This window comes from Alloyangia pacifica (assembly GCF_020524285.1).
GTDB lineage: Bacteria > Pseudomonadota > Alphaproteobacteria > Rhodobacterales > Rhodobacteraceae > Salipiger > Salipiger pacificus_B.
In genome coordinates, this window is the sequence record NZ_JAIVKX010000002.1 from 430249 (window position 1) to 442944 (window position 12696).

Here is a 12696-nt window from a genome sequence, read left to right on the forward strand (position 1 = left end):
GACCTGAATGTCTCAGATCATTGCCAGAGGCGCGGAAGCGGCTACAGTCAAGCCATGAGCCACGCGTCCACACCCCCCGAGTCTGCACTGCTGCGACTGCTGCGGGGCCAGCACGACGATCCCTTCGCGGTGCTGGGCCCGCACGAGCAGGACGGCGAAAGATATGTCACCACCTATGATCCCGGCGCCGACCGCATGTGGGCCGTGGTCAAGGGGGTGCGCCACCCCCTGGAGCCGACCAACGTGCCGGGCTTCTTCCACGGCCCGGTGCCCGGCGACATGGCCTACACCCTCTGCGGCGAGGATCATGGCGAGGACGGCGAGCCGCATCTCTTCGAGCGCGAGGATCCCTACCGCTTCGGCACCGTGCTCGGCGAGATCGACGAGTACCTGCTCGGCGAAGGCAACCACCAGCGTCTCTGGGAAGCGCTTGGTGCGCATGTGATGACCCACGAGGGCACGCCCGGCACGCATTTCGCGGTCTGGGCACCCAACGCCAAACGCGTCTCGGTGGTCGGTGACTTCAACTGGTGGGACGGGCTGCGCAACCCCATGCGCCGCCGCGGCAACACCGGCGTGTGGGAGATCTTCGTGCCGCATGTCGGCGACGGCGCCTTCTACCGCTACGAGATCGTCGGCCCCGACGGCACGGTGCAGCCGCGCAAGGCCGACCCCATCGGCTTCGGCTCGGAGCATCCGCCCGCCAATGCCTCGATCGTTCGCGACATCTCCGGCTACGGCTGGTCGGACGAGGCATGGCTCGAGACCCGCGCCGAAGCGCAGAGCCGGGCCGCGCCGATCTCCATCTACGAGGTCCACCTGCCCTCCTGGCGGCGCAAGGACTGGGGGCGACCGATCTCCTACATCGAGGCCGCCGAGGAGCTGATCGACTACGTCGCCGAGATGGGCTTCACCCATATCGAGTTGCTGCCGATCAGCGAGTACCCGTTCGACGGCTCCTGGGGCTACCAACCGATCGGCATGTTCGCCCCGACCATCCGCCACGGTCTGCCGCACGAGTTCCGCGATCTGGTGAATGCCGCGCACCGCGCCGGGATCGGGGTGATCCTTGACTGGGTGCCCGGCCACTTCCCCACCGACGCGCATGGCCTCGGGCGTTTCGACGGCACCGCGCTCTACGAGCACGCCGACCCCAAGGAAGGCTTCCACCACGACTGGAACACGCTGATCTACAACTACGGCCGCGCCGAGGTCGCCAACTACCTGACCGCCAACGCGCTCTACTGGCTCGAGGAATACCACGCCGACGGGCTGCGGGTGGATGCGGTGGCCTCGATGCTCTACCGCGACTACTCCCGCCCCGAGGGCGAATGGGTGCCCAACAAGGACGGCGGCCGCGAGAATTACGAGGCGATCTCGATGCTGCGCCGGATGAACATCGAGTGCTACGGCCAGCACCCCGGGATCATGAACGTCGCCGAGGAGAGCACCGCCTATCCGGGCGTCTCCTCGCCGGTGGATCAGGGCGGGCTCGGCTTCGGTTTCAAGTGGAACATGGGCTGGATGAACGACACGCTCGAATACATCCGCAAGGAGCCCATCTACCGCAGCTATCACCACCACCAGATGACCTTCGGGCTGGTCTACGCCTTTTCCGAGAATTTCATCCTGCCGATCAGCCACGACGAGGTGGTGCACGGCAAGGGCTCGATGCTCGGCAAGATGCCGGGAAACCAGTGGGAGAAATTCGCCAACCTGCGCGCCTACTACGGCTTCATGTGGGGACACCCCGGCAAGAAGCTGCTGTTCATGGGACAGGAGTTCGCGCAGGCGCACGAGTGGAACCATGACGCCGAGATCGACTGGGCCAGCCTCGACGACCCGCAGCATGCCGGGATGCAGCGGCTGGTCCGCGATCTCAACACGCTCTACCGCGAGACCCCGGCGCTCCACGCCAAGGACTGCGAGGAGGAGGGCTTCGCCTGGATCGCAGGCGGCGACACCGGCAACTCGGTCTTCTCGTGGATCCGCCGCGGTCGCGCCGACGAGCCCGAGGTCGCGGTGATCTGCAATTTCACGCCTGCCGAGCAGCCGAGCTACCGCATCGGCTTGCCCGACACCGGCGTCTGGCGCGAGGCGCTGAACACCGATGCAGGCCTCTACGGTGGTGGCAATCGCGGGAATTTCGGCCGCGTCATCGCCGACGACGAGCCCAGCCACGGCTACCCCGCCTCGGCCGAGCTCTTCCTGCCGCCGCTTTCGGCGATCTTCCTCGTCCGCGAGGAAAGCTGATCCATTCATACCCGTGTCACGGCTTTGCCCGACACATCGCATTTAAGTAAAGGAGGAGACGAATGCCCCGACGTTCCCAGAGGCTCGCCAGCCGCAGCATGGCCTTCGTGCTTGCGGGGGGGCGTGGCTCGCGCCTGCACGAGTTGACGAATTTTCGCGTCAAGCCCGCCGTCTATTTCGGCGGCAAGGCCCGGATCATCGACTTCGCCCTGTCGAATGCGCTCAACTCCGGCATCCGCAAGATCGCCCTCGCCACGCAGTACAAGGCGCACAGCCTGATCCGCCATTGCCAGCGCGGCTGGAATTTCTTCCGCGCCGAGCGCAACGAGTTCCTCGACATCCTGCCGGCCTCGCAGCGCTACAACGAGCAGACCTGGTACCGCGGCACCGTCGATGCGGTGGCCCAGAACATCGACATCATCGACAGCTACGACATCGACTACATCGTCATCCTCGCGGGCGACCATATCTATAAAATGGACTACGAGGAGATGCTGCAGCAGCACGTCGACAGCGGCGCGCAGGTCACCGTCGGCTGCCTCACCGTGGACCGCCACGAGGCCAGCGCCTTCGGCTGCATGGCGGTGAACGAGAGCGACCGGATCACCTCCTTCCTGGAAAAGCCCAAGGACCCGCCGGGCCTGCCGGACGATCCCGAGAAGACACTGGTCAGCATGGGCATCTACGTCTTCGACTGGTCCTACCTCCGCGGCAAGCTGATGGAGGATCTCGGCTCGGAGAGCTCGACCCATGATTTCGGTAACGACATGATTCCCGAGATCGTCGAGGCCGGCGGCGCGCAGGCGCACCGCTTCGAGGACAGCTGCGTGCGCGAGGCCGGCAAACCCGCCTACTGGCGCGACGTCGGCACGGTGGATGCCTTCTGGCGGGCCAATATCGACCTGACCAACTTCGACCCCGAGCTCGACCTCTGGGACACCGACTGGCCGATCTGGACCTATGGCGAAGTGGTGCCCCCCGCCAAGTTCATCCACGACGAGGAAGACCGTCGGGGCTCCGCCGTCAGCTCGCTGATCGCCGGCGGCTGCATCGTCTCGGGCACGGAGATTCGCGAGTCGCTGCTGTTCACCAAGGTGCACACGAATTCATATGCTTCGCTCGAACGTGTGGTACTTTTGCCCAACGTTTACGTCTCGCGCCATGTCCGCCTGACAAACACCGTGGTCAATCGCGGGGTGCATATCCCCGAGGGGCTTGTGGTCGGCGAGGATCCGGAGGAAGACGCTAAGTGGTTCCGTGTCACGCCCGGCGGCGTGACGCTGATCACGCAAGGAATGCTCGACCGGAGGGAAGCCGCCAAATGACTCGTGTCCTGTCTGTCGCCTCGGAATGTGTGCCGCTGATCAAGACCGGAGGGCTGGCCGACGTGGTCGGCGCCCTGCCCGGCGCGCTGGCGGTTCACGGGGTCGACATGCGGGTGCTGCTGCCGGGCTACCGGCAGGTCATCGCCAATCTACCGACGCAGTCGGTGGCGGCGGAATACGGCGATCTCTTCGGCGGCCCGGCCCGGGTGCTGAAAGCGCCGCTCGGCTCCGAGACCAGCGCGCAGGTGCTCTACGTGCTCGAGGCGCCGCATCTCTTCGACCGCGACGGCGGGCCCTACATGGACAAAAGCGGCAACGACTGGCGCGACAACCCCGAGCGCTTCGCGGCGCTGTCGTCGGTCGCCGCGATGATCGGCGCCGACGGGATCGAGGGCTGGAGCCCGCAGATCCTGCATTGCCACGACTGGCAGGCCGGTTTCGCGCCGCTCTACCTGCGCGAGCTGGGTGCGGCGGGGCGGGTCTCTTCGCTGATGACCATCCACAACATCGCCTTCCAGGGCATGGCCCCCGCGGCGCGCATCGGCACGCTCGGCCTGCCGCGCACCGGCTTTCACCAGCGCGGCTACGAGTTCTGGGACAGCGTCTCGGCGCTGAAGGCGGGGCTGGTCTATGCCGACAAGCTCTCCACCGTCTCGCCGACCTATGCCTCCGAGCTGATGACCAAGGAGTTCGGCATGGGGCTCGACGGCGTGCTGCGCGAGCGTCAGGAGGACATGGTCGGCATCCTCAACGGCATCGACGAGGACATCTGGACCCCGCCCTACAAGACCATCGCCGAGAAGGCCAAGCACAAGGCGGCGCTGCGCAAGGAGCTGGACCTGCCCGACGACTGGCCCGGCCCGCTCTGCGTGGTGATCTCGCGGATGACCGAGCAGAAGGGCCTCGACATCCTGATGCAGGCGCTGCCCGCGCTGCTCGACCGCGGCGGCCAGTTGGCGCTGCTGGGTTCGGGCAACCCCGGGCTCGAGGAAGCCTTCCAGCGCAAGGCGCAGAAGCATCCGGGGGTGGCCGTGCGGATCGGCTACGACGAGGCGTTCGCGCATCGGCTGATGGCCGGGGGTGACGCGATCCTGGTGCCCTCCCGCTTCGAGCCCTGCGGGCTGACCCAGCTCTACGGCCTGCGCTACGGCACCCTGCCGCTGGTGGCGCTCACCGGCGGCCTGGCGGACACGGTGATCAACGCATCGCCTGCCGGATTGGCAGCGGGCTGCGCAACCGGGCTGCAATTCCATCCGGTGACCGCCCAGGCACTGGCCCAATCGCTCATGCGGCTTATAACTCTGTACCAGGACAAGGAAACCTGGACGCGCATGATGACCAACGCGATGGCCTCGCCGGTGAGCTGGACCCATTCGGCGGCGAAATACGCGGCGCTCTACGCAGACATGGTGACGGCAAAGAAGGCGAAGACTGCATGAGGCATAGATGAGCGAGCCGGTCATCCTCGCGGGGTCCGCCACCCCGCTCGGCGCGACATTCGACGGCGACGGCGTGAACTTCGCGCTCTTCTCCGCCCATGCCGAGTCCGTCACGCTCTGTCTCTTCGACGAGGATGGCACCGAGACCCATCGCCTCCCCCTGCCCGAGCGCGACGGCGATGTCTGGCACGGGCGGGTACCCGGTCTCACTCCCGGCCAGCACTACGGCTACCGCGTCGACGGGCCGTTCCAGCCGCGGCAGGGCCACCGTTTCAATCCCCACAAGCTGCTGCTCGACCCCTACGCCCGGCGCATCACCGGCCATCCGGTGTGGAACGACGCGCTGTTCGGCGGCACCGACGCGCGCAACACCGCCGACAGCGCGCCCTACATGCCCAAGGGCGTGGTGGTCGACACCAGCTTCGACTGGGGCGGCAACAGCCCGCCCGAGACCCGGCTTGCCAAGAGCGTGATCTACGAGGCCCACGTCAAGGGCCTCACCCAGCGCTTTCCCGGCGCCGAGCCCGCCGGAAAGTTCCTCGCCATCGCCTCGGACCCGGTGCTCGAGTATCTGACCGGCCTCGGCATCACCGCGATCGAACTGCTGCCGGTGCATGCCTTCCTCAACGACAAGTTCCTCGTCGACAAGGGGCTGCGCAACTACTGGGGCTACCAGACCCTCGGCTTTTTCGCGCCCGATCCGCGCTACCTCGACCACGGCGCGATCTGGGAGTTCCAGCACATGGTCGCGCGGCTGCACGCCGCCGGGATCGAGGTGATCCTCGACGTGGTCTACAACCACAGCTGCGAGGGCGACGAGCACGGGCCGACGCTCAGTTTCCGCGGGCTCGACAACCTCAGCTACTACCGCCTGCCCGAGAACAAGCGCGGCTACATCAACGACACCGGCACCGGCAACACGCTGAACATCGACCACCCGATGGTGCTGCGCATGGTGATGGACTCCCTGCGCTACTGGGCGACCACCATGGGCGTCGACGGCTTCCGCTTCGACCTGTGCTCGACGCTGGGCCGCACGCCGCAGGGCTTCGACCGCAACTCGGCCTTCTTCAAGGCGCTGCGGCAGGACCCGGTACTGGCCGCCAAGAAGCTGATCGCCGAACCCTGGGACATTGGCCCGGGCGGCTACCAGCTCGGGGCCTACCCGCCGCCCTTCAGCGAATGGAACGACCAGTATCGCGACGGCGTGCGCCGCTTCTGGCGCGGCGACCTCGGCCATGTGCCGGTGATGGCCGACCGCATCACCGGCTCGGCGGGACTCTTCGATCACTCGGGCCGCAATGCCACCGCCTCGGTCAACCTGCTCACCGCCCACGACGGCTTCACCCTGACGGACGTGGTGTCCTACACCCAGCGCCACAACGAGGCCAACGGCGAAGAGAACCGCGACGGCCACGGCGAGAACTACTCGGACAACATGGGCGTCGAGGGCCCGACCGAGGACGAGGCGATCCTCGAGGCCCGCGCCCAACGCCGCCGCAACATGATGGCGACGCTGCTGCTGAGCCAGGGCACGCCGATGATCCTCGCAGGAGACGAGATCGGCAACTCGCAGAGCGGGAACAACAACGCCTACGCCCAGGACAACGAGACCGGCTGGATCGACTGGGACAACCGCGACGACGCCTTCCTCGCCTTCACCCGCAAGCTCATCGCCTTCCGCAAGGCGCACCCGATCCTGCGTCAGCGCCGCTACCTGCATTCGCGGCCGCGCCGGGTCGACGGCGTGCCGGATCTGTTCTGGTGGCGCCCCGACGGGCAGGAGATGACCCGCGCCGACTGGACCAACGGCCACCTCAAGGTGCTCTGCGCCGAATTCCGCATGGCCTCGGGCACGCCGCTCTACAAGCAGCGCGAGGAGGCCATCTACATTGCGCTCAACGCCGGTGAGGCGGTGGAGCTGACCCTGCCGGACCCCGGCGAGGGCTTTTCCTGGGTGCGCCATATCGACACCACCGATCCCGAGGCGGACCCGCAGCGCCTCGGCGGCACCGTGACGCTGGCGGCGAACTCGGTGCTCCTGTTGGCAGAGGAGGCATGATGAGCGAGCTCGACGCCCGCGCTGAACAGGCCGGGATTCTCGGCGAATACCGCGATCTCTACGGCGAATGGCACAGCACACCGCCCGAGACCAAGGCAGCGCTGCTCGCGGCCATGGGGCTGGATGGCGATGCGCCGCTGACCGTGCGCGACCTGCCCAAGTGGCACGTCTGCAGCCACGGCGAGCCGCCTTCGCTGGGGGTGCCGGGCGCCTGGCAGATCACCCTCGAGGACGGCCGCGGCATCGAGGGCGAAGGCCGCCTGCCCGCCCTGCCGCTGGGGCGGCACCGGCTCGAGACCGGCGGCGAGACATGCTGGCTGCTCAGCGCGCCGCCGCGCCTGCCGCTGCCCGAGCGTGACTGGGGACTGATGGTGCCGCTGGCCTGCCTGCGCCCCGCGGCGCAGGGCGGCATCGGCAGCTTCGACGACCTCGCGGTGGTGGCCGAGGGCGCCGGCGCGCAGGGGGCGGGCTTTCTTGGCATCAACCCTATTCACGCGGGCTTTCACGTCGCCGATCCGGGCGGCTTCAGCCCCTACACGCCCTCGCACCGCCGTCGCCTCTCGCCGCTCTATCTGCCGACCGCCACCGCCGCCACGCCCGGCCCGCTGGTCGATTTCGCCACCGAGACTCCGGCCCGCCTTGCCGCGCTCGAGGCGCAGTTCCACAATGCCCCGCCCGGCCCCGGCTTCGACACCTGGCTGCGGCACGAGGGCGAGGAGCTTCACCGCTTCGCCCTGCACCAGGCGCTGTCGGAAAAGCTCGGCGCCTATTGGGACAGCTGGGAGACCCCCTACCAGGATCCGACCAGCCCCGAGGTCGCTCAGGCCGCCCGCGAGCTGGCCGAGCGCGTCCGCTTCCACGCCTGGCTGCAATATGCCGCCGAGGGGGCGGTCAGCGACGCGCAGCGCCGGGCGCAGGCGTCGGGCATGGCCCACGGGCTCTATCTCGACCTCGCCGTCGGCACCCATCCGCATGGCGCCGAGACATGGACCGACCGCGCCGCCTTTGCCACCGGCGCCAGCCTCGGTGCGCCGCCCGACGCCTTCGCGCCGCAGGGGCAGAACTGGCAGCTCGCGCCGTTCAACCCGGTGGTGCTGGAAGAAACCGGCTTCGAGGCGCTCGCCCTCACCCTGCGCCAGCAGCTGCGCTTCTGCGGCATGCTGCGCATCGACCATATCATCGGCTTCGAGCGCGCCTACTGGGTGCCCGACGGCGGCGGCCTGCCCGGCGCCTATGTGCAGATGCCGCGCGAGGCGATGTTCGCCATCGCCCGCATCGAGGCCGCGCGCTGCGGCGGCGTGATCATCGGCGAGGACCTTGGCGTGATCCCCGACGGGCTGCACCACGCCATGGACGAAAGCGGCCTGCTGGGCTGCCGTCTCGCCTGTTTCGAGCACCAAAACGACCCGCCCGAGTTCAAGCGCCCCGAGCACTACGACGAGGCGGTCATCGCCAGTTTCACCACCCACGACCTGCCCACGTGGAAGGGCTGGCGCGCCGGGCGCGAGATCGACATCCGCGAGCAGATCGGCCTCACCCCGCCCGAACATGCGCAGGGCATGCGCGGATGGCGCGGGCGCGAGATCGCGGGCTTCGACTGGCTCAGCGGGCAGTTCCGCGGCGATCTGGCACCCGAGGCGCCGGAAGCCATGTTCCACGTGCTCGCCGCCACCCGCGCGCGGCTGGTTGCGGTCCAGGTCGAGGATCTTCTGGACAGCGACGTGCAGCCCAATCTGCCCGGCACGGTCTGGGAATATCCCAACTGGCGCCAGCGCCTGCCGCTCGGTCCGCAAGAGATTGCAAACACACCTGTTCTTGCCAATGCCGCCCGGATCATGGAAGCATCCGGGCGAAGGAGACATTCATGACGCATATCCGTACCGTTCCCACCGAGCCGATCGAGGGGCAGAAGCCGGGCACGTCCGGCCTGCGCAAGAAGACACCCGTCTTCCAGAGCCACCATTACCTCGAAAATTTCATTCAAAGCATCTGGAACGGCATCGGCGGGGTCGAGGGCAAGACCCTCGTGCTCGGCGGTGACGGGCGGCATTTCAACAGCCAGGCCGCTCAGGTCGTGCTGCGCATGGCCGCCGCCAGCGGCGCCAAGAAGGTGATCGTCGGCGAGCGCGCGCTGCTCTCGACCCCCGCGGCCTCGAACCTGATCCGCAAGCGCGGCGCCGACGGCGGCATCATCCTGTCGGCCAGCCACAACCCCGGCGGCCCCGAGGGCGACTTCGGCGTGAAGTACAACGCCGCCAACGGCGGCCCGGCCCCGGAAGGCATCACCGACAAGATCTTCGAGGCGACCAAGACGATCACCGAATTCCACATTCTCGACAGCCAGGACGTGGGGCTCGCGGGCACCGGCACCGTGATGCTCGGCGACATGGAGATCGAGATCGTCGATCCCGTTGCCGACTACGCCGAGCTGATGAAGGAAATCTTCGACTTCGACGCCATCCACGCGCTGTTCCGAGCGGGCTTCACCATGCGCTTCGACGCGATGCATGCGGTGACCGGCCCCTACGCGCGCACGCTGATCGAAGAGGAACTCGGCGCCGGCCCCGGCACGGTGATCAACTCGATCCCGCTGCCCGACTTCGGCAAGGGCCACCCCGACCCCAACCCGATCTGGGCCAAGCCGCTGATGGACGAGATGATGGGCGACCACGCGCCCGACTTCGGCGCTGCCTCGGATGGCGACGGCGACCGCAACATGATCGTCGGCAAGCATTGCTACGTGACCCCCTCGGACAGCCTCGCCGTGCTGGCCGCCAACGCCACGCTGGTTCCGGCCTATGCAGGCGGTCTCAAGGGTGTCGCGCGCTCCATGCCGACCTCGGGCGCGGTGGACCGCGTCGCCGAGGGCCTCGGCATCGACTGCTACGCCACGCCCACCGGCTGGAAGTTCTTCGGCAACCTGCTCGACGCGGGCCGCGCCACGCTCTGCGGCGAGGAAAGCGCCGGCACTGGCTCGGACCACGTGCGCGAGAAGGACGGCCTCTGGGCCGTGCTCTTCTGGCTCAACGTGCTGGCCAAAAAGCAATGCTCCGTCGCCGCGCTGATGGAGGACCACTGGAAGGAATACGGCCGCAACTACTACTCGCGCCACGATTACGAGGGCGTCGACAGCGATGCGGCGAACGGGCTGATGGATCACGTGCGCGAGCAGCTCGGCGTGCTGCCGGGCAACGAGGTCGCCGGGATGAAGGTCGCCTCGGCCGAAGAGTTCGCCTACGACGATCCGGTCGATGGTTCGCGCGCCGAGAACCAGGGGCTGCAGATCGGCTTCGAGGACGGCTCGCGCCTGGTGCTGCGCCTTTCGGGCACCGGCACCGAGGGCGCCACGCTGCGCGTCTACCTCGAGAAGGTCGAGACCGATCCCGCCAAGTTCGCGCTCGATCCGCAGGTTGCCCTGGCGCCGGTGATCGCCGCCGCCGAGGCGATCGCGGGGATCAAGACCCGCACTGGCCGCGACGCGCCCGACGTCATCACCTGATCGGAAGACACGACAATGGACACCCTCCGCGCCATCGCCCTGATGGTGCTTGGCATGGCTTTGCTGGCTCTCAGCGACGCCTTCATCAAGCTGTCGACGCTACAGGCGCCCTCCGGCCAGGTCATGATGGCCATCGGTCTCGGCGGCTGCTGCGTCTTCCTGATCCTCGCCCGGCTGAAGACACTGCCGCTGCGCCGCGCTGACGCGCTGCACCCGCGCGTGCTGCTACGCAACCTCTTCGAGATGGTGGGCGGGCTCGGCATGATCATCGGCCTGACCTACATCCCGCTGTCGGTGATGGCGGCGATCATGCAGACCGCGCCGCTGGCGGTGACGCTGGGCGCGGCGCTCTTCCTCGGGGAAAGCGTCGGCTGGCGCCGCTGGTCGGCGATCGGCGTCGGCCTCGTCGGCATGCTGATGGTGATCCGCCCCTTTGGCGCCGAATTCACCGGCTGGGAAATCTTTGCGGTCGTCGGGGTGATCGGGCTGGCGGCGCGCGATCTCGTCACCCGCACCCTGCCCGCCGCGATCCCCTCGGTCGCGGTCTCGGCCTGGGGCATGCTCTCAATCGCACCCGTGGGGCTGGTGCTGCTGCTGGTCTCCGGGCGCGCCCCGGTCTTCACCCTGCCCGCGCTGCTGCCCATGGCGGGCGCCGTGATGGTGACGGCGGGCGGCTATCTCGCGGTGACCAATGCCATGCGCATGGCCGAGGTCGCGGCGGTCTCGCCCTTCCGCTACACTCGGCTGATCTTCACCGCGAGCCTCGGGATGATGATCTTCGGCGAACGCCCGGACGGCTGGACCTACGCGGGTGCGGCGCTGATCCTCTGCGCCGGCCTCTACACCTTCGTCCGCGAGCACCGGCTGGCACGGGCCAAGGACAGGGATGTGAACCGGGGGCTCTGAGGCCGCCCGGCTCGGCACATCATCCGCCCACGACCTCGATCCCCGGCGCCGTCACGCTGTTCGCCGCATCCACCGAGACCGTCTCGCGGGTGCGCGGCAGCGCCTCGGGCATGTCGCGCTGGATCCAGGTGATCAGCTTCTCGCGGATCTCGCAGCGCAGGTCGTAGGTGCGCGGTGCGTTGCGGGCCGAGGCGAGGATGCGGATCTCCATCACCCGCTCGCGGAAGTCGTTCACCTGCAGGTGACACACGTTGCCGTCCCAGAGCTCGCTCTCGCGGCAGATCTCGTTCATCTTCTCGCGGATGCGGCCGATGTCGGCGCAGTGATCGAGATAGAGCAGCACCCCGCCGATCAGCGACGAGCCGTCGCGCGTCCAGTTCTGGAACGGCTGCTCGATGAAGTAGCTCAAGGGCACGATCAGCCGGCGCCAGTCCCAGATCTTGATCACCACGTAGGTGCCGGTGATCTCCTCGATCCAGCCCCATTCGCCCTCGACGATCACCGCGTCGTCGATGCGGATCGGCTGGGTGATCGCCAGTTGGATCCCGGCGATCAGGTTCTTCAGCACCGGCTGGAAGGCGAAACCGACGACGATGCCCGCCGCCCCCGCCGAGGCCAGCAGCGAAACCCCCCATTGCCGCACCCCCGGGAAGGTCATCAGGATCGCGGAGACGGTGACGATGAGGATCAGCCAGCCGGTCAACCGCACGAGGATGCGGCTTTGTGTGACGTGTTTGCGGGCCAGGAAATTGTCCTCGGCATCGAGCGAGAATTTCCGCAACCGCACCGTGGTCCAGATGTTCAGCGCCGTGTGCACCACCCAGGCCACGAGGATGATGAAGGCGATCAGAAGCGCGTGCTGCGCAAGATCGCGCCAGGTGGCGTCGAGCGGTGCCACGGCTACGCCGATCGCCAGAAAGAACACCACCAGCCCCATCCGAAGCGGCCGCCGGGTGCGCGACACGAGGCTGCGCCAGAACAGCTCGCGCTTGGCGACCAGCCTGGTGAGGATGCCGAACACCAGCCTGAAGGCCAGAACGCCGACCAGGAATGCCACGCCGAGAACCGCCGTCGGCATCACCCAGCCCGGCAGGACCGGGATGATCGACTCCACCGTTTCCGAAAAATCCGCCACCTGTTGTTCGAGCTGGTCGAGCTCGGAGATATCGGCCACCTGCTGCCCGATCTCGCTGATTTCTTCTTCCATGCACA

8 protein-coding genes are annotated in these 12696 nt (G+C 67.7%); 7 read left to right on the forward strand and 1 reads right to left on the reverse strand.

The window, feature by feature from the left end:
- The first annotated feature begins 54 nt into the window (after window positions 1-54).
- From glgB to LC039_RS02940, 7 genes are all read left to right on the forward strand, one after another.
- Entirely contained in the window at window positions 55-2253 is a 2199-nt protein-coding gene (glgB, locus tag LC039_RS02910) for a 1,4-alpha-glucan branching protein GlgB (RefSeq protein WP_226621553.1), read from the forward strand.
- A 62-nt stretch (window positions 2254-2315) separates the two neighbouring features.
- Window positions 2316-3578, forward strand: coding sequence for a glucose-1-phosphate adenylyltransferase (glgC, locus tag LC039_RS02915; protein ID WP_226621554.1), 1263 nt, complete (start codon window positions 2316-2318; stop codon window positions 3576-3578).
- The gene (glgA, locus tag LC039_RS02920; RefSeq protein ID WP_226621555.1) at window positions 3575-5017 is read left to right on the forward strand and encodes a glycogen synthase GlgA; all 1443 of its coding nucleotides are present in this window, start codon (window positions 3575-3577) and stop codon (window positions 5015-5017) included. The genes glgC and glgA overlap by 4 nt, the downstream gene beginning before the upstream one ends.
- 7 nt (window positions 5018-5024) lie before the next feature.
- Window positions 5025-7079, forward strand: a complete 2055-nt coding sequence (gene glgX, locus LC039_RS02925) for a glycogen debranching protein GlgX (RefSeq protein WP_226621556.1) — start codon at window positions 5025-5027, stop codon at window positions 7077-7079.
- Window positions 7079-8947 (forward strand): 4-alpha-glucanotransferase, encoded by a 1869-nt coding sequence (gene malQ, locus LC039_RS02930; protein ID WP_226621557.1) that lies wholly within the window; start codon window positions 7079-7081, stop codon window positions 8945-8947. The genes glgX and malQ overlap by 1 nt, the downstream gene beginning before the upstream one ends.
- Window positions 8944-10578 carry an alpha-D-glucose phosphate-specific phosphoglucomutase gene (locus tag LC039_RS02935; RefSeq protein ID WP_226621558.1) on the forward strand — a complete coding sequence of 545 codons (1635 nt, stop codon included), beginning with the start codon at window positions 8944-8946 and terminating at the stop codon, window positions 10576-10578. The genes malQ and LC039_RS02935 overlap by 4 nt, the downstream gene beginning before the upstream one ends.
- A gap of 15 nt (window positions 10579-10593) precedes the next feature.
- Window positions 10594-11484 (forward strand): DMT family transporter, encoded by an 891-nt coding sequence (locus LC039_RS02940; protein WP_226621559.1) that lies wholly within the window; start codon window positions 10594-10596, stop codon window positions 11482-11484.
- A gap of 19 nt (window positions 11485-11503) precedes the next feature.
- On the opposite strand, the gene LC039_RS02945 is transcribed toward LC039_RS02940, so the two are convergent.
- A complete protein-coding gene (locus LC039_RS02945; protein ID WP_226621560.1) occupies window positions 11504-12691 on the reverse strand; it encodes a mechanosensitive ion channel family protein in 1188 nt (395 codons plus the stop codon).
- Window positions 12692-12696: the final 5 nt, after the last annotated feature.